We start from the raw sequence: 24,487 nt of genomic DNA, 5'->3' as shown, positions 1-24,487 counted from the left end.
TATTTCCGATATTTTGGGGCATTTGTGTTTGTTAGTTTCAGTATTCCATATAAAAGTCAGTAGCCTTTTTTGTTCGCCACTATGTATTTTTGACATATAGGTCGAATAAATAGCTTTATATCCCCATACTAAGCAAACGAAAGACTATTCAGTCGCATTTCAAGCTGTTCGGCGAATGATTTGCGAATAGAGAGTACAATTTCGCAAGTGTTATCAAACTTTTGTTCAACGATGTTGGCATTCATTTCCTTCACTATCTTCATAACATCGTTCATCATCGGATAAGAAAAGGTGTAATGAACAATGTGCTCTACAAATTTCTCTTCTATTTCCGAATGTGCTATACCGTCTGCAGCGGCTTCGCGATATGCAACAATCAGTCCACTCGTACCAAGCTTTACGCCACCAAAATATCTGATTACACAAATTAAAGTATTAGTAATATCGTTGCTTATAAGCTGACCAAGAATAGGTTTACCTGCAGTTGAAGAAGGCTCTCCATCGTCATTAGCACGAAATTCAGCACCATCAGCCCCTAAACGATAAGCATAACAACAGTGCCGCGCATCGTAATACTTCTTTTTATAATACCTCACAACATCTAAAGCCTCTTCAGCAGATTCGATATGATGCACAAAGGCGAGGAATTTACTCCTCTTTTCGGAATAAAACCCCTCGCCTATTGTGTCTTTGTGTACTGTTTTATACTTATCGGTCATTAATTAACTTGATATAAAATCAGCATTAATGATATTCTATACTTACGAAAGCTTGTGAATAATAAGTCCTGAACGAAGTTTTGGCTCAAACCAAGTTGCCTTTGGAGGCATAATCTTTCCACTATCAGCAATATCCATAATTTGTTGCATAGATACAGGGTAAAGTGCCAAAGCCATCTTCATTTCACCACTATCTACACGTTTCTTAAGTTCTTCTAAACCACGAAGACCGCCAACAAAGTCTATACGATCGCTTGAACGTAAATCTTTTATATCGAGAAGTTCATCGAGAATCAAACGACTTGATATATCAACATCGAGCACGCCAATAGGATCGTTGTTATCGTATGTACCTTCTTTAGCTGTGAGAGAGTACCACTCGCCATCTAAATATAGTGAGAACTCATGTAAATGAGCTGGTTTATAAATAGCAGTACCTTTCTTTTCTACTATGAAGTTCTTGTTCAATGCTTCGAGGAACTGTGCAGGAGTCATACCATTCAAATCTTTAACAACACGGTTGTAATCGAGAATAGTAAGCTCAGAAGCTTGGAAGCAAACAGCCATAAAGTAGTTATATTCCTCTTTACCTGTATGATTTGGATTAGCTTTTGCTTTCTCTCCACCCACAAGACCAGCTGCAGCAGAACGGTGATGCCCGTCTGCAATATAAAGACTTGGCATCTTTGCAAATTCTTCAGTAATAGTCTTTATATCTTTATCATCAGAGACTACCCAAAGTTGGTGACGGAAACCATCAATAGGAGCAATGAAGTCGTATTCTGGAGTAGTAGCAGCATAGCGAGATGTAATTTCTTTCAACACAGGATTATCTGGATAAGCAAAGAAAACAGGTTCTATATTTGCATCGTTTACACGAACATGCTTCATACGATCTTCTTCCTTGTCGCGGCGTGTAAGTTCATGTTTCTTTATAACACCATTTACATAATCTTGACAAGCAGCGCCAACAACAATACCATATTGTGTCTTGCCATTCATTGTTTGAGCATAAATGTAGTATTGTTCTTTATCGTCTTGCACCAACCAACCCTTGTCTTGGAACATCTTAAAATTCTCAGCAGCCTTTTCGTAAACACGTGGATCGTATTCACTTGTACCTTCTGGGAAATCTATTTCTGGTTTAATGATATGATAAAGACTTTTTTCGTTTCCTTTAGCTTCTTCACGTGCTTCCTCTGAATTTAATACATCGTATGGACGACTTTCTACTTGTTCTACGAATTCCTTTGGAGGACGAACACCTTTAAATGGTTTTACTATTGCCATAATATGTTGTAGATATAAAATAAAAGCAGACTATCATGGCTTTTGCTGTTTTATAAGCATAGTTCCTAATAATCTGCAATATGAGTTTAAATATTATTTATTTACTTGGAATTTGGTATCACCGTTAGCAAAGAAAGCATTTATTTGCTTTGCAGCTGCAATACCAGCGTTGATGTTAGCCTCTGCTGTTTGAGCACCCATCTTCTTAGGTGTACTGAAGTAACGACCTTCGAACTTAGCAAATTCAGCATCAGCATCTGGCTTAATATCTGTGATAAACTTCAAATCTTCACGCTCCGCCATCAACTTGATGAGTTCTGGTTCGTTGATAACTTCTTTTCGTGCAGTATTGATAAGAGTTGCTCCCTTAGACATCTTATTCACGAGAGCATAGTTAATACTCTGTTTTGTTTCAGGAGTTGCAGGAATATGGAGAGAAACAATATCGCAAGTCTCAAATAAAGCTTCTTGATTATCAACAGCCTTCACATCTACAGCCTCGATAACTTCTTTTGGACAGAAAGCATCATAAGCATAAACCTCCATATTGAAACCTTTAGCAATACGAGCTACATTACGCCCAACGTTACCAAATGCAAGGATACCAAGTTTCTTACCCATCAATTCTGAACCACTCTTACCATTATAGAAATTGCGAGCACCATAAACAAGAAGTCCTAAAACTAGTTCAGCGACAGCATTAGAGTTCTGACCTGGAGTATTTTCTGCAACTACGTTGTGTGCAGTTGCTGCAGCAAGGTCAATATTATCGTAACCAGCACCAGCTCGAACAACTATTTTTAAATTCTTAGCAGCATCAAATACCTCTGCTGTTGCTTTATCTGAACGAATGATAAGTGCATCAACGTCTTTTACAGCATCTAACAACTGAGCTTTTTCTGTATATTTTTCTAAAAGTGCAAGTTCGTGTCCAGCACCTTCTATTTCTTTTCTAATACCTTCAACAGCTGCTGCTGCAAATGGTTTTTCTGTTGCGATTAAAACCTTCATAGTAATAAATTTTTATAATGCAAGTACACGGATATAACCTATTAGAGGTCTATCCGTGCCTTTACTATATTTTCTAATTAATGCTTAGCCTCAAATTCTTTCATAGTTTCAACAAGAGCCTTGCAGCCTTCTACTGTCATTGCATTGTAGCAACTTGCACGGAAGCCACCAACATCACGGTGTCCCTTGATACCAACCATACCTCTTTCTGTAGCAAATTTGAAGAACTCATCTTGAAGTTCTGCATACTCATCATTGAGAACGAAGCAGATATTCATATAAGAGCGATCTTCCTCACATTTTACTGTACCACGGAACAACTTGTTACGATCAATTTCATTGTAAACAATATCTGCACGTTCCTTAGCAAATTTCTCCATTGCTTCTACACCACCATTAGCCTTAATCCAACGAAGATTTTCTAATGCTGTATAAATAGGAACAACAGGAGGAGTGTTAAACATTGAACCTTTCTTAATATGTGTACGATAATCTAACATTGTAGGAATCTCGCGCTGTACATGACCAAGAACATCGTCTTTAATAATAACGAATGTTACACCAGCCATTGAAAGATTTTTCTGTGCACCACCATAAATACAATCGTACTTAGAAACATCTACTGGACGACTGAAAATATCAGAAGACATATCACCTATCATACGAACAGGTACATCTAAATCTTTATGATATTCTGTACCATATATTGTATTGTTAGTTGTTACATGCAAATAATCCAAATCTGTTGGAACATCAAAATTCTTTGGAAGATATGTGTAGTTTTCATCTGCAGATGATGCAACTTCAACAACCTCACCAAACATTTTAGCTTCTTTCATTGCTTTCTTTGCCCAAACACCTGTATTTAGGTAACCTGCCTTCTTTACCAAGAAGTTGAAAGGAATCATGCAGAACTCAAGTGATGCACCACCACCTAAGAATAATACTGAATAGCCTTCAGGAACATTTAGTATTTCCTTTACCAAAGCCATTGCTTCATCCATTACAGGTTGAAAATCCTTTGAACGGTGGCTGATTTCAGCGATTGAAAGACCAATTCCGTTGAAATCTAAGATAGCACTTGCTGTTTTCTCTATTACTTCGCGTGGAAGAATACATGGACCAGCACCAAAATTGTACTTCTTCATGATGTCTTAATTTTTTAGTTGAACTTATTTATTATTATATTATTATATTCCTCAAAAGGGCGTATAGACTTAGTCATACGTCTGCGAAATTAAAGTTTTTATTTGACATAGGCAAATATTTAAGCATATTTTTACTTTCTATTTTTATTGCCTCATCAATCCTTTTGCTTGTAATCTATAAATTATACAGCATTATAACACAACTATCACTTCACTTCTTCCACAACGGTACTAATACCCTTTATTTTCTCACCTTTCGTCATCTTTAGAATTTGAGATATTTTTGTTCGAGATACTGCTACATAAGAAAAACGTGGCATTACGTCTATCTTTCCTATATCCATTCGTTCCACTCCTGCTTTTTTACATAAAAAACCTACTATATCACCCTTGGATATCTTGTCTTTCTTTCCTTTACCAATATATAATGTAGACATTCGTGCTGGTTTTATGGTAGGCAATACATCTGGAAGTTTCATAATATCAACCTTTTGGTTTATATAATTAGGGAGTTGCTCATCTGGACCTAACAAGAAATATATATTACCACATTTATCCCAACGCGCAGTTCTCCCCACTCGATGAATATATTCGTCTTCGTTTTCTGGAAAGTGATAATGAATAATATTATCTACATCGGGAATATCTAAACCTCTTGCTCCTAAATTTGTACTTACAAGAATGTTAGTTGAACCATTCGAAAATCGATATAACATTGCTTCACGTTCTTTCTGTTCTAATCCGCCATGGAATATAGAAACAGAAAAACCTTCTTCCTGTAAATAAGTAGCAGTACGAATAACAGATTCTCGATAGTTTAAGAATACAATACTACTCTTGTCGCCAAGATATTTCAATAAATCAGAAAGAGTCTCTAACTTGTCTCTCTTTGTACTATAAACTGTATGTAATTGAACACGATTAGAAGTTTCGTCTTCATTATTCCTATAATCTATGCAAATATTAGAGCCTATATTTATAAACTTTGGGATAGAATCCGCCTCAGTTGCAGATAATAATATACGACGCCTCACCATAGGCAACTTATCTACAACTTCTTGCATTTCTTGTTGAAATCCCATCTCTAAACACTTATCAAATTCATCAATAATAAGCCATTGTATAGTTTTTGATTCAAAATTTTCCTTATCAAGATGATCGTTCAATCTACCTGGAGTCGCAAAAACAATTTGTGGTTTCACATTACGCATTTCACGATGTTCGTCCATTGTTGGTCTACCACCATAAAGAGCCATTACTCTTAAACCTGATTTTATGTTTTGGACTACATTTGCCGACTGTTTTGCTAATTCTCTTCCAGGTACTAATACAACTGCCTGAACCTCATCTTTTGTTGGGTCTAATAATTCTATCAAAGGCAACAAATAAGCATAAGTTTTCCCAGACCCAGTTGGCGACAACACTATAACATCTTTATTGGAATGCAAGATTGCCTTGGAGGTAGCTTCTTGCATTTCGTTTAGCGTTATATCTAATTTCTCTATTACTTCATTTAGCTTCATTACGCAATTTATCTATTTCGTCAAATTCTTTTCCCATATTTAAATTCAAATAAATTGTATATAATGGTGCTAGCCATTTATCTCGTGCTTTTGGTGCCAATCTTTTGTATTGTTCTAAATATGGCATTGCAGTTTCATACAATTTATTTATTTTAACTCGCTTAGAACGATTTTGTTGAGTTTTGGCTAACTCTATAGCCTGGTCAAAATATGCTAATCCTAAATTACAATATGCATCAGCAAAATCAGCCTTCTCTTGTATCAGTTTTAAACAAATATCTATACATTCTTTATAACGTCCAAGGTTAAGCAATACCGTACTCTTTGTGAAACGGAACAATACACTTGTTGAATCAGTCTCTAAAGCTTTATCTGTTATTTGGAGTGCCATTTGGTTATCTCCATTTTTAACATAATATTCCACTAATCGAGGAAAGAAAAATGCGAAATTGGGATATTCTTTAAAACCTTCTTGCAAAGCTTTAAGGTATTTTGTTGTATCTTTTTGCATTAAATAAGCACTAGCCTCATACTGTCTCACAAAGTTCAACATAGAACTATCACGTTCTGCCAAATTCAGATACCGCATTGTTTTTTCTGTATCTCCCAATTTATAGCCACAATACATTGCCCAATAAGCAGCATGGGGCATTAAATCATCTTTATGTTCATAATCATAACCTATAAAAAGCGACTGTTTATCCGTCTTGATATAATTATCAAAATAATCGTAAGCAGTTTTATAATCCTTCACATGAAGGAAATATGTGCCACCATTAAAAAGGTTTGGTCTAATAGAATTTAAAAATTGAGCATGACGTTCTCTATATTTTGGAAGTACGGGAGAAGGCATATTCAGGTGTGCATCAATAGAATCGAATTTTGCCATAGTCTCATACATTCGTTTTGTTACAGAGAAGAAAGCTGCGGTATCATATTGTTGTTTTAAATACAATTTTTCATTACCTTGTTCATATTGCTTCATCAATATATCACAAAGCATTACCCAAATTTTAGTATTAGTGCGATTTACCGAATCCTCTAATAAGTTCTGCATAGATTTCTCCGCCTTCACTAACTCTTTTCCTGTTTTCAGTGATTCGCGAGCTGTTGCCAATTGTTTCTTTTGAGCATACAATAACATAGGGCTAAATATAAATACAAGAAACAATATGCTCTTTAAAATATTTTTTTTCACCTCGTTTATTTATTTGTCAGTCCTTCTAATTCTTGTGCCTTTATTTTATCTCCTAACATAGTATAAGCCATATAAAGAGGGTTTACCCAATCTACCTTATTACGTCGAGGATCTTTTGCTTTTACTCTTTCAAGATAATTTCGTGCATCGGCAAAATATATCATATAATCATTTTCTTGTATTGGTATTCCTTTCTTTTGTTTTTCCAACATTTCGTTTCTCATCTCTAATCCTCGCATATTCAAACACACACCAATATTAAAAGCTATTGGAATTAAATTAGGCGATAGCTGATCTGCCAGTTTATATGCTTCTATTGCCTCGTCCCATCTTCCTGCTTGCATAGCTATCTCGCCTTTCAATATCCAGGGTATTGACGATTTCGAATTATTTACCAACTGATGGTCTATAAAACTTTCTATATTAAATCGGGCTGTAGAATGCTGATAAAACTTCATTAACCAAGAAAAATATTTTGTATTTGTTGGTTCTGTTTCATATAATTTTGCTAGAACACCAAGATATTTTAGTGAATCATCTGCATTTTTCATTTGTTCTCCCATACATTCTGTCTTCACTTCTACAGCTGGTTGTGCTGTTTCATCATATTGTATGGCGATATTAGCATATTTCTCTGCTAATCTAAAATTCCTAGTTTTTAAATAATCATAAGCCAAATAATATGCAGCAATTCCACTTTCATCAGGAATATCTGCTACCAAAGAATTTGTTCTTGTTGTTAAATAAAGTTCTAAAGCTTTCTGTCCTTCTATTTTCGTATAATTATTTTTTAATAGGAACTGACCTGCATCTATCAACATTGGATACAATGTTGATATGCGTTGTTGGTTTTCTTCACTGAATTCTGGTTTAATTTTACCTTTACGATTAGGCATTCTATCATATTCATCGCATTTTAACGAAGACAATATTCCATCTACCACAGCACGATAGATAGCGAGCGAATCCCTATCCGTATTCGATTGTACTCTTTGATATGCAGTTTCAGCTTGTTTATTAAATTTTTCAGCGTTTACCTTATTATTCTGTGCCTGCGCTGACAAAAAACAGAAAGACAAAAATAAAACATATATCGTTAATTTCCTCATAAGCTTTCATTTTATAGTATAACTTTCTCATCTTTACTGTTATAAAGAGAAAAAATCTCCAAATCAGTTTTTATTAGTTTTTCTATCATTCTTTATTGATAGAATAGAGATGAGACGTATAAAAATATCCCCCTTTGGCAAAAAGAACACCAAAGAGGGACATATATTTATATTATTCAGCATAACCTGCATCGGCAGCAAGAGCTTTTGTTTCAGGAGCCTCAGGTCCTTTTACAAAATAATAGCTACCATAGAGAGGGTATGCCCATAAGTTTTTACTTTGCTTTGCAGTATCAAGTGCTTTTGCTTTCTCTAAATAAGAAATTGCTTCATTGTAAACAACATTGAATTGTGCACGTGCTTCTTTGGTCAAATTTTTCACAGCCATTACACGTTCTTGAGCTTTATAGAACAGACACTGTCCAATAGAAGCATTAATTGCTATTTGTGCACTCTCATCAGTTGCTAATGGTAATGCTTTCTTTAATGCATCAACTGCGGCATCATAATTTTTTCTAACACTTTCAAATTGTCCTTTTAAAACTAATGCACTGTAGCTTTTAGGGTCTTTTGCAAGATGCGCATCTATTATTTGCATTGCTTTATCGCCCATACCAAGTGAATTGTAAGTAGAAGCTAATGTTGAAAGAATTGCTTCGTTACTTGGATCTTGTGTATAAATTTCAGCAAGTTTATTTGCGTATGCTAGAGAATCTTCACGTGTCTTTAGTTGTGAACCTAAGATAGCTAATTTTAAGTTTTGCACTTCTTTAGCACGTTCCTTGTTGTCTTTTGCATATTCTATATATTTCTCTGCCTTTGCAAAATCGTTATTTTGGTAAGCATATACAGCTGCAAAGTAAGCTATTTCTGGCAAATTTTGGTCTTGTCCTTTAAAGCTTGCAAATTCTGGATAACCTGCAGATTCTACATATTCTGCTAAGTATTTATATGCCATTTTATCATCTTTACCTTGATAATAAACACCACCATTAATCAAGTCGTTACGAAGTTTATAAACACTTTCTACCAAAGCTGCATATTTTGGCTTTACCTTACCTTTTTGGTTTGGCATATTATCGTATTTTATAGCTTCTACACCTGAATTAAAGGCTGCGCCAACAGCAGCATAAAGTCCTTTTTCATCTACAGGTTTATTACCTTCTTTACCCATTTGTTTTTGGGTTTCGTTCTCTAGCTGAATACCTTCTTCATAGTTTACCTTCTTCATTGCCAACTCGTAAAGCCGATTGTAAGCTTTAGCTTTTTCTTCATTTCCTGCAAGTTGATCTAAAGTAGACTGTACAAGATTAGCAGCTTCAGCATAGTTCTGAGCTTTTAAAATTGCTTTTAATGGTTCGCTGTCTCCAGCAAATGCAGTAGACGTTCCTATTAACATCATTACTGCCAAAATAATTTTTTTCATATTAGTTTATAATTTAAAGATTAATACTCGTTATTAAATCTTCTGCTTTATGTTTGTTTTATATCTGCACTTTCTTCAATAACGCTTAAGTTTCTCTCTATTTATTCAAAATCTACCGATGGAGATGTTGTTTGGTTGGAGTTATCTACTTCGTTCGACTCATTTGAATAAGTATCATTCGTTTGATTTGTTTGTGAATGTTCTTCTTCTTCAACATGTTCTTCCATTTCAGCACTCATAACCTTACAAACAGAAGCAATAACATCGTTTTTCTTTGCAAGATTTATAAGACGAACTCCTTGCGTTGCACGTCCCATAACACGGCATTCTGCCACAGAAAGACGAATAACAATACCACTTTGATTTATTATCATAAGGTCGTTCTTGTCGGTTACATTCTTTATAGCAACCAACTTGCCTGTCTTTTCTGTTATGTTCAATGTTTTAACACCTTTACCACCACGATTTGTTAACCGATAATCTTCCACAACAGAACGTTTACCATAACCTTCTTCCGACACTACCATTACAGTTTCTTCATTGGCATTATCTACAACTATCATTCCTACAACAGCATCGTCTCCGTCTTCATCTAATCTCATTCCACGTACTCCTGTAGAAACACGTCCCATAGTGCGTACTGCCTCTTCATTAAAACGACAAGCACGACCATTACGATTTGCCATTATAAGTTCGTTATGACCATTTGTTAATCGTACATCTACAACTTCGTCGCCTTCGTTTATATTTATAGCAATAACACCATTAGTGCGCGGACGTGAATAATGTCGTAACGATGTTTTCTTTACTAATCCACATTTTGTGGCGAATACAACATAATGTGAATCGAGGAAAGTTTCATCGTCTAATCCTGTTAATCGTAAGAAAGCATTTACACTATCGTCAGGATCGAGTGCTAACATATTTTGAATTGCACGACCTTTCGATGTTTTATCACCTTCAGGTATATCATAACATTTCATCCAGAAGCAACGTCCTTTCTTTGTAAAGAACAACATTGTTTGGTGCATTGTTGCAGGATAAATAAATTCGGTAAAATCTTTATCTCTTGTGCGTGCTCCTTTTGAGCCTACTCCACCACGCGCTTGTTCTTTAAAATCGGTTAGTGGGGTTCGTTTTATATAACCAAGATGACTAATTGTAATAACAACAGGGTCGTTTGGATAAAAGTCTTCTGCATTAAACTCGTGTTCATCTGGAATAATTTCGGTACGACGAGCATCGCCATATTTTTCTTTTACTTCCTGCAGTTCTTCTTTCATTACTTCTTTACAACGCTCTGTATTATCAAGAATTTCTTGCAAATCTTTTATGGTCTGCATTAATTCTTCATATTCTGCATGCAATTGATCCATACGCAAACCTGTAAGTTGCGATAAACGCATATCTACAATAGCTTTCGATTGCAATTCGTCTAATTCAAAACGTTTTTCCAAATTAGTTTGAGCTTCGGCTGGTGTTTGACTCGCACGAATTATATGTACAACCTCATCAATATTGTCGCAAGCTATTATTAACCCTTCTAAAATGTGAGCGCGTTCTTTTGCTTTATTCAAATCGAACTTTGTACGACGAATAGTTACATCGTGGCGATGCTCTACAAAATATTTCACACAGTCGTATAAACTCAATAAACGTGGACGACCATTTACAAGAGCTATACAGTTTACCGAGAACGAGCTCTGCAGAGCTGTCATTTTAAATAGTTTATTCAGAATAATATTAGCATTGGCATCGCGTTTCACGTCTACAACAATACGCATTCCTTGACGTCCTGTTTCGTCGTTCACGTTTGAAATACCTTCCAACTTACCTTCTTTCACTAAGTCGGCTATATATTCTATTAGTTGTTGTTTGTTTACACCGTATGGAATTTCGGTTACAACTATTTTATCGTGTTGTTCTCCGCTTTCTATTTCGGCTTTTGCACGCATCACCACGCGTCCTTTTCCTGTTTCGTAGGCATCTTTTACTCCTTGTAACCCATAAATATAAGCTCCTGTAGGAAAATCTGGTGCTGGTATATATTGCATTAATTCGTCTACAGTAATTTCTGGATTATCAATATATGCGCAACAACCATCTATTACTTCGTTTAAATTATGTGTCGGAATATTTGTTGCCATACCTACAGCAATTCCATTACCTCCGTTTACAAGTAAATTAGGTATTTTGGTTGGCATTACGGCTGGTTCCTTCAACGTGTCGTCAAAGTTATTCACCATATCTACCGTATCTTTCTCAATGTCGTCCATTACGTGTTCGCCCATTTTGGCTAAACGACACTCAGTATAACGCATAGCGGCTGGAGAATCGCCATCAACGGAACCAAAGTTTCCTTGTCCGTCCACCAGTTTATAGCGCATATTCCATTCTTGCCCCATACGTACTAAGGCTCCATATACAGAAGAATCGCCATGTGGGTGATATTTACCAAGCACTTCACCTACAACACGTGCACATTTCTTATAGGGTTGATTACTAAAATTGCCTATTCCTCGCATTCCATAAAGAATACGACGATGAACTGGCTTAAAACCATCGCGTACATCTGGAAGAGCACGAGCTACTATTACCGACATTGAATAGTCGATATAAGAGCTTTTCATTTCTTCCTCAATGTTTATTTTTAAAATACGATCGTGGTCTACTGTTTGATTCTCGTCCATTATTTTTGTATTTTTATATTCTATTATTTTTGTTTCGCTACAACCGCTTAAATTCTTAATAAAATTGCGTTAAATAGCATTTATTTTCGTTTTAAGCCTTTCTGGTTGTTATTTCGGGCTGTAAAAGTACTAAATAAAAATGACATATAAACCCCTAAAAACGAAAAAAACACTATTTTAAGTATTCTTATGGTTGAAGAAAAACAACATAAAGCCATAACTTAATATGAAAAACAAGAAGGTTAGAAAGAAATATCTTTTTATAGATACTCTTTCTTCTATGCTCTTACAATTAATAAACAAAAAAAGGATTTTATTTTAAATTGGGGTCTCGTTAATAATACAAATACCAAAACTAAAACTTAAATAGAATTTTAGACTCTCGTAAATTTTGTTTTATTGTTAAGCAGATTTATATGCTTTGCAATGTAGATACATTGATTTACAGCTATTTATAAAGGTAAACAAGATGATTAAGAGTGAGAACTATAGACGATATATATGGCATTTTATTCAACTATTAATCTGTATTTAATATACCTTTTAAAATTTATAATTAAAAGTATCGGAAAATTTAATTATGATTTTTCATTTTGTAATTATTTTTTTCTATTTTATAATTATTATTTTCTCAGATTCATAATACGCTTAGAGAGAATACTATATTTGAAAACACAAAAGCAGCATATTTGCATCTGGCAAATATGCTGCTAATTACTATATATGTAATGTAGATTTCGTGTAAACTATGTACACTTTGGCAAGCCTTTAATACCTAATTAGGCATTAGAAATTACTAAAGATAATGGTATTTACAATTGCACATAGTGTTATTGCCTAATAATTGGTTAGAATTTAATACATATCATCTACTTCTGGGTCTTCATCTTCGTCATCTGTTTCGCCACCTATTGGCACTTTTGATTGTCCAGCAAGCGTTCTTTCAAGATATTCGTTGCTAAGTTGCAATACAACAACTTCAGAAATAGGCATTGTATATTCTTTTCTTTTCATCTCTATTCTCTCCTATCTTACTTAATTATAACTTTCTTGCCATTTACAATATAAATACCTCTATTTGGTTTTTCTACACGTCTACCTTGTAAATCGTAATAAACAGTTTCGTTGTTTGTTTTTGGTGTGGCAACTTCTTCTATACCTGCCGTAGTTTCTTCGTTTTCCATATCGTATCCGTCTAACTTTGCTCCAGAAGTGTTTGCATCTACCAATAAGAATGCTTTATTTCCTTTGACAGTTGTTCCACGATAGCGATAAAATCCCAACGGATTACGCACTGAAGTATTTGGATTTATATTGAACACACGAATTGTTTTTCCATTAGTTTCTACAGTTGTTTTTACCTCATCAAAAAATATAGCTTTAAGAATATTGTTTGTAGATATTGTATTGGAACTTGCAATAGGCAACAATCTATTTGCATTACTTTGAGTTGTTTCTAATTCTAATATAATTGGAGTTTGTGCAGGAATTATTTCGCCTTGCGATGCTATTTTTGTACACTTTGCATATCCTTTTTCTTCGCCGATTGTACCCACAGATTCCACAACGTAAGCATTAATATTGTCTATTATCTTCATTGGAAAATCGGTATAGAGGGTTGTAAAGTACTTATTATTCTTACCTTTCATCTTGTCGGCTGTGGTAACTCCAAAATAATTGTTACTACTTTCGCCTACAGGTTCTATTATCCATTTTGCAGCTTCTCCTACAACTGGCAGTTCTGGTCCATACCATGCAGTGCTATTATTATTACAGAAGTTGAACAAAGCATCGCCTTCACGATATTTATTTACAGCATTTCCATTTTCTGTTACTCGGTCGAGGGCACCTTCCATTAAATAATAAGTATGTCCGTGATTAACTCTGCCGGCATCAACATAACTTTTTACCAATATTACTAAATCGCTGCTTGTTCCAAAACGTCCTTCGAGTGCTTGCACTGCATATTTTTCCATTGCTTTCCACACCACATCGGCTTTGTTTGCTTTCAGTCCTGCCAGAATATCGGGATAGCTTGCAAAAGCATTATCTATTTGGGGTAGAAGTGAGGGATAAAAAATAGATAATAAGCCACTCGCACGCCGATAAGTATCTACAATAGGTTGCATAGATGGCACTGTTGCATACATATAAAAGGCATTTTCGCCATTTTGGGTTGTAACTTCTTTTAAGTGCATATCTAAATCCCACTGCGCAAATACTCCATCGAATTCAGATTTTGCCATAGTATAAAAATTACCATTACCAAGATTATCGTGCAATTTTTGGTTTATTTTGTTTTTAACCATATCTATGGCTTTCAACAAATAGTCATTTACAACATCTACACCCTGCGAACGTAAAGTTTTAATGGTATAGATATTTTTAGTGTTATCCCATTCAGCGTCTAACTGAATAACACTTCCGGGTTGTGTCTTTACAGCTTCGGCAGTTTGGTTTGGTTGTGCCCGATACTTACCCGTAACTTGCACATACTGTTTCTTATCGGCTCGCGTATATGCGTTTTTAATACGAAAATAGCCAGAAATAGGTCCTGCAGAATATGCTCCAATTGTGAATAAGAACAATAGGACCAATTGAATCAAACGTAATTTTTTCATCATTACTTTCCTTTTTTTAAAATATAATACAATTAAAAATTATAATCAGAGTTATTTAATTTGAGTGCGAAATAGAAAATATAACGCAAAACATTTTTTAAATCAGAGCTACATTTATAGTCTTAATATCCAAAATATATAAGTCAATAAAAATGAATTTCTGAGTATCTTGTGAAGCAAAAATAGAAATAAAATTGTATATAAATACTCTCTAAAATAACATTTACGAACAAATAAAATTCTTTAGTAATCTTTTAATTAAAAGATATTAAGGCATTTACGAGTATTATACAAATAAATACAAACTATAAAAAGAGTATCTGCATATCAAATTCACATTCGATATGCAGATACTCTTTTTATTATAAACAAACTTATACTAAATAACGTTCATCTATAATGTAACGACACTATACTTATATCAAAACTTTTTATTACGTAAATGTTAAGATATAAATATTAGCAAGTAAATAAAAAACACTACTTTATAAATATTTTCTTTACAGTCAGAAGTTTTCTCTTATTTACAGTTTGTACAACGTAAATGCCTGGTAATGCTGGACGAGTATTGCCTATATATCGCCCGTCAAGTGTATAATAGTTTTGTTTAACACCTTCGGATTCTGGCTTAATTGGTGTAATAAATGTGGCTGGATTAAACTCTGCTGCACCAACATCAATACTTTTACCCATTATTCGGTTATTACCATAAATATCTTCTGTGTAATTTTCAATACTAATAGGCATTCCTTTATCAACAAATTCGCTACCCATTTGCAGTTCCCAACTAGCAAACAAAATATCGGCAATAGAATCTTTATTGGTAGTAAAGCCATCAAAATTAGTTGGAGCTACAAAATTTGCTTTGTCTACAGTGTTACTATTTATGGTATTTACAATATCAGTTGCAACATTACAATTAGAAGAATAGTCTAAATTTGCATTTGTAGTAGCCTTTCTCGTCTTATTATTCTGAATTGTGCTATTTATAATTTTACCACCATCGGTATATATTCCACCACCATTAAACGATGTACAGTTGTAAACAAGACCTCCCACGAAAGTTCCTTTATTATAAACACCACCACCAGCACCACCTTTATCGTCGCCCAATAATGTATAATCGGCAAAACAATTGGTTACAACGTTATTTATCGCAGTGCCTAAATTGTAGATACCACCACCAATAAGTCCACGAGAACTTATTATTTCGTTATCGCGTAATAAGCCTGTCGAATAGATTGCACCACCTTCACGAGCATAACAACCTTCGAAAAGACAATCGGTAATGGTGCCTCCCACATTATATATAGCACCACCTGCATCTAAAGCAACACAATCTAAAAAGAAGCAATCGTTTATATCTACATTTTCGGCATACACTGCCCCACCCTGTGCTTGTGTATTTGGAGAATGACCATAAGTACGTTCAAAATAGCAGCCAGATATTTTTGCATTGTTCTTACCTATTAAATAAATAGCAGCACCATTGGCATATTTATTTCCTTCGGCTGTAAAGTAACAAGAGTTTTCTATAAATCGACAATTAGTTATTGTAACATCGCCTACAGCATAAATAGCACCTCCTGAACATTGCACATTATACACCATTGCATTTGCACCTTTCAAGGTAAGTCCATCAATTGTTACGGGAGCTGTTATTTCTTCCTTCGTATATAATATATGGTTAGCATTATTTGCCGTTCCTGGAATTATATTGTTATCAACTTTCCACCCAAACATATACGGATTTTCTGCATTCGTTTCTCTAATCCACTCATCAGGAACATCATCATCAGCACTCAATATTGTTGTATTCACATAATCGTAAGCTTCACCATCTTCTACTTTCATACGTTCTTCTTTATTCTTCTCTGTACCAGCAAAGCCTCCATAAATAGAAACGCCATTTTTTAGAGGAATATGTCGTGAGTTTTTCTTCGAAGTTTTAATGAGTTGTGTGGGTTTATATGTACCTGCTGCAATCCAAATTTCATCGCCCGAAGTTGCTTTTGCTAAGGCATCGTCTAAACTTCCCATAGCTTTTTCCCACGAAGTGCCATCGTTTGTTCCATTTGTTGTTACGTAATAGACTTTCGATTGTAATGGAGTTGCTGCAAAAAAGGCAGCAAATCCTACTGCAAAAAGATTTAAATGTTTCATTTTTCAATATGCTTTTGTTTGTTAAGTTAGAATATTAAAATTACCTCTCTCCTGTTATTATAGCTCCTATTTGCTTTTTGATATTTTAATAAGAAGCAAACCAATTGCCGTCCAAATAAGTTCTCTTACACGCACAATAAGAGCAACAAAAATTCCTGCATTAGTTGTTAAACCTAATCCGGATATTGACATTAGAAATCCACCTTCACGTCCTCCAAGTTGTAAAGGCATAAAAAACAAAATATTTGCGAATAATGTTGTAAAGGATATTATAAGGATACAATTCAAATAGTTAATGCTTGGAAACAACACTAACAGTATAAAGAACACCTCGAGAGCACTACAAATACGGCAAGATAGTTCTATAAGAACAACCGATATAAATGTTTTTGGGTCTTGATTATGTAATGCTGCAATCTGCTTATCTATATTTTCTAAGCGTTCTTTATTATTTTCGACATATTTATGTGCCCATTTTTTTATACCAGGAATATGTTTCAGCAGGTTCATAACACGAACAGCGAGTCCTTTTTTATATCCCGTGAAAAAGAACCAAATAGCTGTTAAACAAAAAATTCCACATATTGCTAACATAATAGCCATAAAAACACTAACGTGTTGTGTTAGTATAAAGAGAGGAATAGATAGTAACCAGAACCAAAAATGGCTGAATATGTGTGTCATTACAAACAAAAGCACCGACGATGTGGCACGTTCTACTCCAATATATGGCGACAATTCCATAATTCTGTAAGGTTCGCCACCCATTAAGCCGCCTGGTGTTGCATAGTTTAATGCAAATCCAGACACACTAAGTTTATAGAGATATCCAAACGAAACCATTCGTTTATCTTCTCCCTTAGTTTGACTTTTAATAATAATATACCAAGATGCTGTATTGAATATATAAAGAAATGCCCACAACAACAATACAGCGAAGAACCAATAGCCTGCATGCTGCAATCCTTTCCATACTTCGGAGAAGTTTAACTGTGTTACCATTATAGCTAACACTACTATTCCGAAAAGGAAAAATCCATTCTGAAACTTCTTCTTCATTGGCTCAATGGTTTATGCTATTTTCTGCTTTCTTGTTATTCTTCTTTACGTTTTGGAATAGTAAAACGTACTTTCTCACTATCGTCGCGGCGTTCTTTATATAGCTTTGGCAATGGATTTCCCATTGGAGCATCGTATTCTTTACGATGACGAAATATATCTATAGCAAGAAAAATAGCATGGCGCATAGGCATTGCATCGGCAATTCCTTTACCAGCAATACTGAAATTATCTATAACTTCTGGAGTTGTACGTATCAATCGTAGTCCTGCAAGATAACTAACTCCTCCTTCTACTGTGAGCGAACGGAATGGTGTTAATCCTTGTTCATAGTACATAGCAAGAATTCCATCGAATTTATCCCAATCGTTACCTGCAAAAAACTTATCTGCTGCGTATGGGCCAAATGCCAAAATATTTTCTTTCTCTAATATATCAATGGCAGGTTCTATTAGTTCTTGTTCTTCTGAACCTAACAATCCATTATCTCCAGCTTTCGGATTAAGAGCTAAAATAGCTATACGCGGATTAGAAATACGAAAATCGCGGCGTATACTTTGAAATAACAGACGACCGCTTTCGGTGATTTTCTCAATAGAAAGAGATTCGGCAACTTGTTTTAATGGCAGATTACGAGTAGCCAAAGCAATACGCATATTTTCGCTTATAAGCATTGAGAGCGATGGTTCTTCAGCTAGCAAATGATCTTCAATATATCTACTTTGTCCACTAAAATGAAAACATTCATTATTCTCTAAAGGTGCAGTTACTAAAACATCAAATCCACCAGCATTATAATCTTCTAATGCTCGATCTATTGCAAGCAAGCCAGCATTACCCGATTCTTCTGTAGGAATACCGAGTTCTACTTTTATTTCTTCATCGAATACTGGTATAAAATTTATTCTGTTTTCTTGAACTTCACTTATATCATTAATAATAGTAAAGGTTACTTCCATCTCTAAAGCATTACGATGGTAAGTAGCAACTTTAGGAGAACCATATATTATAGGTGTGCAGAGTTCCAACATTGTTGGTTCCTCAAATGCTTTGAATATCAATTCGTATCCTATTCCGTTTGTATCGCCATGTGTAATGGCTACTCGCACTTTTCTATTATTACTCATAACTTATTTAAAATATTATGTATCTCTATTTCTTTTCTTATTTATTTCGAGTGTAAAGAGCTGCTTCCAATCTGCGTACAAGATTTCGTTTCTTTGTTTCAGGTGCATAAACGAAAACTTCTGTTACAACAATTCGTTTTCCATTTGGTTTCCAATATGCAACGAAAGGTCCTCCCATTGCATCGTTTTGCATTTCCCAAAGTCCCCGTATTGTTACCGAATTATACTTTCCATGTACCATTGAAACAATAGAAGCTGTCCGCATATACATTCCTTTCTGCTCTCCAAGAATATTTTTACGCATTACACTATCTCGCTCTTGAGCAAATTTACCTTTCCCAATGCTATATATACAGAGATTTACCATACCAGATGATGCATTGTTCGACAACCAAAGGAAGTTCTTTCCTACCTTGCTTGTTGTTAATTCAGGAGGTACTTGCATTCTTATGCCAAACATTTTATATATTGTTGATGCGGCTTTCACATTTGTTTGTCTGGCTATATCTCCCTGAGCACGATGCAATTCGGTTTTGATAAGATAGTTACGCAACTCATTTCCATATTTCTTTAAGAATATTTGTAGGCTCAATTGCGATGGAGCTACTATATTTATTATTACCTGTGGTTGCGCATATACATTCTGTTTACTGCTTATATCTACACGCTTTTGACGTTTATCTATGGTTAGTACAACTATATTACGCACCAATTTACTATCGCCTTTGAGTTTATCTGAGGTTATTTCCACAACATCAAATGTGGGTTCTATTTGTGGTAATCCTTTCATTGGCACCGAAAGTGTATTGTAAAGCAAACTATCGATATCGTTAATAACTACTACTTCGTAGGCTTTACCATAACTTGCCAAGTGGGTTATACTATTCTTACACCCAAGCAGCATCAACATAGCTACAAAAACAACAAATAAGAGTTGCCTATGTACGTTCATTGGCTATTTTTTTTGCTGTAGAAAGCAAACCACATGCTGCAAATATATCCTCTCCACGACTAGCACGAATAGTTGTAAACACACCATGTTTTGTTAGATAATTACGAAACTCTTCCATCTTTCTGTCGTCCACTCCATGTAATGGTACATTAGGAATGGTATGAAAACGAATCAGATTTATTCTACAGTCTAATCCTTTCAACAGTTTTATTATTTCCTTTGCATGACGTTCTGTATCGTTCACGCCTTTGAAAACAATATATTCGAACGACAATCGCCTTTGATGAGAAAAGTCATAATTACGCAACAGCTCTACTATTTCAGCTATTGACATTCCTTTCTCGCCAGGCATTATCTCTGCTCGTTCTGTTGGAATAGGCGAATGCAAACTTATAGCAATATGGCAATCGCTCTCTTCAAGAAAGCGTTTTAGTTTACTCTTAACACCAATAGAACTTACTGTTATACGTTTTGGCGACCACGCAAAACCATAATCAGATGTTAATATTTGAGTGGTTCGCAACACATTATCATAGTTGTCCATTGGTTCTCCTTGCCCCATAAAAACTATGTTTGTTAGTTTTTCTATTTCGGGTAGTGAGTATATTTGGTTTAATATGTCGGCTACCGATAAGTTTCCTTCAAATCCTTGCTTTCCTGTTTGGCAGAAAAGACAATTCATTTTGCAGCCAACTTGTGATGACACACAGAGAGTAGCACGGTCGTCATCAGGGATATACACAGTTTCTACAAACTTCCCGTTATCTGTTGGAAATAAATATTTTATAGTCCCATCATTAGAATACTGTGCATCTATGTGTTTTTTACACCCTATGGTATAAGCTGCCTTTAGTTTCTCACGATTGTTCTTAGAGATATTTGTCATCTCATCAATCGTAGTTACGTGCTGTATATAAAGCCACTTTGCCATCTGTCCGCCTGTAAAAGCAGGCATTCCAAATTCTTTTGCAACTGCTTTCAGTTCCAAAAGATTTAGGCCCATAAGTGATTTCTTTACAACTTCCATTTCTTTTTTCGCTATATATATGGTGCAAAGATAACGAAAAAATAAGGAATAACCACGTTTTTCTGTCGAATAATAAACGAATTACCGACAGGAGAACGTGGTTATTCCTTCACAAAAGCAAAGCTTTACTAAATTGTAGGTGTAGAGGTTCCACGTTTAAAAAGCATAGAATGATTACCTGTTCCAAAGTATTTCAGTACCATCTCATACTGATTTACATATTCTAAACCGTGAAGTTGCACTACACTGTGTCCTTTACCATCTTCCTCTGATGTAGAAAGATACATCTCGCCATACTCTTCTTCCCAGCCTAAGTCCCATTTTCCTTTTATTATGGTGTCGGTTTTTACTTCCCAATCGCTATATGTTGCCGTAGCTCCATTAGCAATTTGTTTACGTACAGCTTCTTTCTTATGAGTTTCTAACATTCCTTTAGGTTTGAAATTATAGGCTATGTAGTTGTAGCTTGTCGCATCTTGTTCGTAGTAATACCATTGTCCCAATATCTGTCCATAATAAAGTTTACGTACAGCTATAGTTTTCTCTTGTTCAGGAGTTAGTTCTGCTTCTTTGTGGCACGATGTTAGGAACATTGTTATAACACAACAAGATATAAATAAAAATAAGGACTTCTTCATTTGTTACTTTCATTTTTTAATAATATTCGTACTTATAACGAGTTTTTAAGTCTTTTATTATAATAAAATATATTTTATACGCTCCACATTAAAAAGATATACATAGAACATCTAGGCGTAATGGACATTTGGTAGGCTGAAAACCTCACGTGTTTTAGTAATGGACATTTGGTAGGCTGATCATTCCAGCCTACTTTTTGTATTTATGAATCCATCTATAAACTTCTTCTTGTTAGCTTCATTCAATCCATTATGATTATGTAGTGCCCTTTTAAGCTGTGAGTTAAATCCTTCCAATAGATTTGTTGTATTAGGAATTTGTAATTCTGTATAATCCTCATACGTATAGAGCCATTTAAGATGAGTCTTAACAGAACGTCTTGCAGTTCTCAGTCTTCTATGTGTATAGGTCGTCTTGCCAGAGATTAGAAGAGTTCGTTCGTCTAGAAACTCTTTCCATTGTTCACACCATTTCTCAAAAGCTGTTATAAACTCTTCTTTTCCCAAAGAGAACATACTTCTCATTAAAGTTAATAGTTCAACGCCTGCAGGTAAATGTGGATTGTTAGTAAGAAGCCTTCTAACTATCTGGAATTGGTGGAACTGACACATTTGTACGGGACAGAAACTTATAGCTTGTAAAAGTCCCATGTGTCCATCACATACCACTGCTTTTATTGTAGTTCCACGCTTCGCAATATACCGAAGTCCATCAAGATAATCCTTATTAGTTTCGTTCTTAACAAACTTGCGATAAAGTATTTTACCTGATGATGCGTCCTGGAAAAGCATCACGCCAAATGTCTTGGAAAAGTAAGTCGTATCTATTATTATTACTGCAGATTTGGGATAAGTAGCAGTAAAACTATCCACCACTAAACTTAACCTACGTCGTATGGTTCGTTCTGAGCATTTATAAAGAATGGATAGGTCTGAGATTGTTCTATTTGCAGCAAGATAGTCATTCCAGAGAGACACATTATTTATACGTAATCCACCTTGGAATTGCCTACCACAATCCCTGCAAAGATACATCTGAACATTACGTCGATGACCATTCTTTTTAACATTTGAGCTGTTGCAGAATATACAGTTTTTTATTCATAGGTTTTCAAATGCTGCAAAGGTAGTAAATAAAAGCGTTCCGTGAGGTTTCAGCCTACCAAATGTCCATTACGCCAACATCTATATAATAAAGGTATAAAACATCTGTTTTTGGTTACTTTTATTTCAGATATCTATCACGTTCGTCTCAGATATCTATCACATTTGTCTCAGATATCTGTCGGTTGCGTATTAGATATCATAAAGAACTACAACTCTAATGGCTATACATTATAATGCTTAAAAGATATTTATTCTGACGAGGATTATGAATTTTCTTATTCTATAATATTCTGATTTTAGTTATGTTTAATAGAGTAAACTATATAACAATAAAAAAGCGGAAATAACTGTATTTTTGTCCAGTTATCTCCGCAGGGTTACTTACTATTTGTGGCAAACAAACCTTTATAAACCCTTATTCTTTTACGTCTTCTTCCTTTGGATGTGGCAACACAAGATTTAAGAATACACCCACAATGGCAGACAAGCCGATACCACTCATTGCGAAATTACCGTATGTAAGAATAGCTCCGCCAATACCAATGGTTAGTGTTACCGAAATAATGATAGTATTTCGAGTGTGGTTTAAGTTCACCTTATGTTGTATAAGGTTCTGTATTCCAACCGAAGCTATGGTACCAAAAAGTAGCAACATAATGCCGCCAAGCACAGCAGATGGTATACTTTGCAGTAAAGCACTAAGCTTTCCAATTACAGAAAAAACAATAGCCGTAGCCGCTGAGATACGAATTACTTGCGGTTGGGTGATTTTCGTAATGCTCATAGCACCTGTAACTTCACTATAAGTAGTTACAGGAGGTCCTCCGAAGAAACTTGCAGCAAGACAAGCCAATCCATCGCCAAGCATTGTTCGATGCAGACCGGGGTCTTTTACGAAATCTTTCTGCGCCACAGCTCCTACCACATAAACATCGCCAATATGTTCTATAACAGGTGCAATTGCTACTGGTATCATAAAAATAAATGGTTCCCAAGCAAATTGTGGCAAATGAAAGTCTGCCAATGCTGGTGGCAATGCAAACCAAGGTGCAGCTGCCACTTTAGCGAAGTCTACGTCTCCCGCACAAACTGCAACAATATAACCTACAACGATACCACAAACTACAGGCACGAGCTTTATAAGTCCTTTACTCAAAGTAAGCACTAAAATAGCCACAGAAAGCGATATTCCAGCCAAAAGCCAGTTACTTTTAGCCATATCTACTGCCGAGCTAGAAAGCGAAAGTCCAATTAAGATTATAACTGGTCCTATAACAACAGGCGGGAAAAGTCGGTCTAACAGTTTTCTACCTTGCCATTTTATAAGAGCCGACATAACAAAATAAACCAGCGAGACACCTATAATACCCGCCAATGTTCCAGGCATTCCCCACTGTTCTGACGCTTTTTGAATAGGTGCAATAAAAGCGAATGATGATCCAAGAAATATAGGAACTTTACCTTTTGTGGTGAGATGGAAAATAAAAGTACCAATGCCTGCTGTAAAAAGGGCAGTAGCTGGATCGAGTCCTACAAGTAATGGAACTAAAACAGTAGCACCGAAAGCTACAAAAAGGAATTGTACACCTACAACAGTTCGTTTGAATGGTGATAAGTTAGTTGTGTTCATTTCTTATTAAATTAGATTAACCGCATAGCTTTAGCTATCGATTTCACTT

At 35.1% G+C, this 24,487-nt stretch carries 19 protein-coding genes; all 19 read right to left on the bottom strand.

Going from position 1 to position 24,487, the window contains the following annotated elements:
- Positions 1-128: 128 nt before the first annotated feature.
- On the bottom strand, positions 129-719 hold the full coding sequence (locus DX009_RS03595) for an IMPACT family protein (protein WP_115083039.1): 591 nt from the start codon (positions 717-719) through the stop codon (positions 129-131).
- Positions 720-761: 42 nt separating this feature from the next.
- Positions 762-2,009, bottom strand: coding sequence for a DUF1015 domain-containing protein (locus tag DX009_RS03590; protein WP_115083038.1), 1,248 nt, complete (start codon positions 2,007-2,009; stop codon positions 762-764).
- Positions 2,010-2,102: 93 nt separating this feature from the next.
- Positions 2,103-3,020 carry an NAD(P)-dependent oxidoreductase gene (locus DX009_RS03585; RefSeq protein ID WP_115083037.1) on the bottom strand — a complete coding sequence of 306 codons (918 nt, stop codon included), beginning with the start codon at positions 3,018-3,020 and terminating at the stop codon, positions 2,103-2,105.
- Between the two features lie 77 nt (positions 3,021-3,097).
- Positions 3,098-4,168, bottom strand: coding sequence for a 3-phosphoserine/phosphohydroxythreonine transaminase (serC, locus tag DX009_RS03580; protein WP_115083036.1), 1,071 nt, complete (start codon positions 4,166-4,168; stop codon positions 3,098-3,100).
- 206 nt (positions 4,169-4,374) lie between these two features.
- Positions 4,375-5,691 (bottom strand): DEAD/DEAH box helicase, encoded by a 1,317-nt coding sequence (locus DX009_RS03575; protein WP_115083035.1) that lies wholly within the window; start codon positions 5,689-5,691, stop codon positions 4,375-4,377.
- A complete protein-coding gene (locus DX009_RS03570; RefSeq protein ID WP_174262615.1) occupies positions 5,678-6,835 on the bottom strand; it encodes a UDP-N-acetylglucosamine--peptide N-acetylglucosaminyltransferase SPINDLY family protein in 1,158 nt (385 codons plus the stop codon). The genes DX009_RS03575 and DX009_RS03570 overlap by 14 nt, the downstream gene beginning before the upstream one ends.
- Before the next feature lie 59 nt (positions 6,836-6,894).
- Positions 6,895-7,998, bottom strand: coding sequence for a tetratricopeptide repeat protein (locus tag DX009_RS03565; protein WP_115083034.1), 1,104 nt, complete (start codon positions 7,996-7,998; stop codon positions 6,895-6,897).
- A gap of 172 nt (positions 7,999-8,170) precedes the next feature.
- Positions 8,171-9,424, bottom strand: coding sequence for a tetratricopeptide repeat protein (locus DX009_RS03560; protein ID WP_115083033.1), 1,254 nt, complete (start codon positions 9,422-9,424; stop codon positions 8,171-8,173).
- 101 nt (positions 9,425-9,525) lie between these two features.
- Positions 9,526-12,114 (bottom strand): DNA gyrase subunit A, encoded by a 2,589-nt coding sequence (gene gyrA / locus DX009_RS03555; RefSeq protein ID WP_115083032.1) that lies wholly within the window; start codon positions 12,112-12,114, stop codon positions 9,526-9,528.
- 855 nt (positions 12,115-12,969) lie between these two features.
- Positions 12,970-13,128: a hypothetical protein gene (locus DX009_RS13285; protein WP_181792311.1), complete on the bottom strand. Its 159-nt coding sequence runs from the start codon at positions 13,126-13,128 to the stop codon at positions 12,970-12,972.
- A gap of 17 nt (positions 13,129-13,145) precedes the next feature.
- Positions 13,146-14,738 (bottom strand): hypothetical protein, encoded by a 1,593-nt coding sequence (locus DX009_RS03550; protein ID WP_115083031.1) that lies wholly within the window; start codon positions 14,736-14,738, stop codon positions 13,146-13,148.
- 477 nt (positions 14,739-15,215) lie between these two features.
- Positions 15,216-16,898: a right-handed parallel beta-helix repeat-containing protein gene (locus tag DX009_RS03545; RefSeq protein ID WP_115083030.1), complete on the bottom strand. Its 1,683-nt coding sequence runs from the start codon at positions 16,896-16,898 to the stop codon at positions 15,216-15,218.
- 66 nt (positions 16,899-16,964) lie between these two features.
- Positions 16,965-17,957, bottom strand: coding sequence for a lysylphosphatidylglycerol synthase transmembrane domain-containing protein (locus tag DX009_RS03540; protein WP_115083029.1), 993 nt, complete (start codon positions 17,955-17,957; stop codon positions 16,965-16,967).
- Positions 17,958-17,992: 35 nt separating this feature from the next.
- On the bottom strand, positions 17,993-19,084 hold the full coding sequence (locus tag DX009_RS03535) for a PdxA family dehydrogenase (RefSeq protein ID WP_115083028.1): 1,092 nt from the start codon (positions 19,082-19,084) through the stop codon (positions 17,993-17,995).
- Positions 19,085-19,121: 37 nt separating this feature from the next.
- Complete coding sequence (locus DX009_RS03530; RefSeq protein WP_115083027.1) at positions 19,122-20,036, bottom strand: DUF4837 family protein; 915 nt, start codon at positions 20,034-20,036, stop codon at positions 19,122-19,124.
- Positions 20,023-21,063 (bottom strand): 23S rRNA (adenine(2503)-C(2))-methyltransferase RlmN, encoded by a 1,041-nt coding sequence (gene rlmN / locus DX009_RS03525; protein ID WP_115083026.1) that lies wholly within the window; start codon positions 21,061-21,063, stop codon positions 20,023-20,025. The genes DX009_RS03530 and rlmN overlap by 14 nt, the downstream gene beginning before the upstream one ends.
- A 128-nt stretch (positions 21,064-21,191) precedes the next feature.
- Entirely contained in the window at positions 21,192-21,656 is a 465-nt protein-coding gene (locus tag DX009_RS03520) for a hypothetical protein (protein WP_245944574.1), read from the bottom strand.
- Between the two features lie 225 nt (positions 21,657-21,881).
- Positions 21,882-22,790: an IS256 family transposase, variant Zn-binding type gene (locus DX009_RS03515; protein WP_438823209.1), complete on the bottom strand. Its 909-nt coding sequence runs from the start codon at positions 22,788-22,790 to the stop codon at positions 21,882-21,884.
- A 433-nt stretch (positions 22,791-23,223) separates the two neighbouring features.
- Positions 23,224-24,438: a uracil-xanthine permease family protein gene (locus DX009_RS03510; RefSeq protein ID WP_006045342.1), complete on the bottom strand. Its 1,215-nt coding sequence runs from the start codon at positions 24,436-24,438 to the stop codon at positions 23,224-23,226.
- Positions 24,439-24,487 lie beyond the last annotated feature (49 nt).

The sequence above is a fragment of the Prevotella pallens genome, assembly GCF_900454935.1.
GTDB classification, from domain to species: domain Bacteria; phylum Bacteroidota; class Bacteroidia; order Bacteroidales; family Bacteroidaceae; genus Prevotella; species Prevotella pallens.
This window is presented reverse-complemented; position numbering and strand designations above follow the sequence as displayed.

Bases quoted from the DNA above. Each gene is read 5' to 3' on its own strand.
- gyrA (WP_115083032.1), bottom strand. From the start codon at position 12,114: ATGGACGAGAATCAAACAGTAGACCACGATCGTATTTTAAAAATAAAC.
- DX009_RS03550 (WP_115083031.1), bottom strand. From the start codon at position 14,738: ATGATGAAAAAATTACGTTTGATTCAATTGGTCCTATTGTTCTTATTC.
- DX009_RS03530 (WP_115083027.1), bottom strand. From the start codon at position 20,036: ATGAACGTACATAGGCAACTCTTATTTGTTGTTTTTGTAGCTATGTTG.
- DX009_RS03595 (WP_115083039.1), bottom strand. From the start codon at position 719: ATGACCGATAAGTATAAAACAGTACACAAAGACACAATAGGCGAGGGG.
- DX009_RS03565 (WP_115083034.1), bottom strand. From the start codon at position 7,998: ATGAGGAAATTAACGATATATGTTTTATTTTTGTCTTTCTGTTTTTTG.
- DX009_RS03575 (WP_115083035.1), bottom strand. From the start codon at position 5,691: ATGAAGCTAAATGAAGTAATAGAGAAATTAGATATAACGCTAAACGAA.
- DX009_RS03585 (WP_115083037.1), bottom strand. From the start codon at position 3,020: ATGAAGGTTTTAATCGCAACAGAAAAACCATTTGCAGCAGCAGCTGTT.
- DX009_RS03590 (WP_115083038.1), bottom strand. From the start codon at position 2,009: ATGGCAATAGTAAAACCATTTAAAGGTGTTCGTCCTCCAAAGGAATTC.
- DX009_RS03535 (WP_115083028.1), bottom strand. From the start codon at position 19,084: ATGAGTAATAATAGAAAAGTGCGAGTAGCCATTACACATGGCGATACA.
- serC (WP_115083036.1), bottom strand. From the start codon at position 4,168: ATGAAGAAGTACAATTTTGGTGCTGGTCCATGTATTCTTCCACGCGAA.
- DX009_RS03540 (WP_115083029.1), bottom strand. From the start codon at position 17,957: ATGAAGAAGAAGTTTCAGAATGGATTTTTCCTTTTCGGAATAGTAGTG.
- DX009_RS03520 (WP_245944574.1), bottom strand. From the start codon at position 21,656: ATGTTCCTAACATCGTGCCACAAAGAAGCAGAACTAACTCCTGAACAA.
- DX009_RS03545 (WP_115083030.1), bottom strand. From the start codon at position 16,898: ATGAAACATTTAAATCTTTTTGCAGTAGGATTTGCTGCCTTTTTTGCA.
- DX009_RS03560 (WP_115083033.1), bottom strand. From the start codon at position 9,424: ATGAAAAAAATTATTTTGGCAGTAATGATGTTAATAGGAACGTCTACT.
- DX009_RS03510 (WP_006045342.1), bottom strand. From the start codon at position 24,438: ATGAACACAACTAACTTATCACCATTCAAACGAACTGTTGTAGGTGTA.
- DX009_RS03570 (WP_174262615.1), bottom strand. From the start codon at position 6,835: ATGTTATTGTATGCTCAAAAGAAACAATTGGCAACAGCTCGCGAATCA.
- DX009_RS13285 (WP_181792311.1), bottom strand. From the start codon at position 13,128: ATGAAAAGAAAAGAATATACAATGCCTATTTCTGAAGTTGTTGTATTG.
- rlmN (WP_115083026.1), bottom strand. From the start codon at position 21,063: ATGGAAGTTGTAAAGAAATCACTTATGGGCCTAAATCTTTTGGAACTG.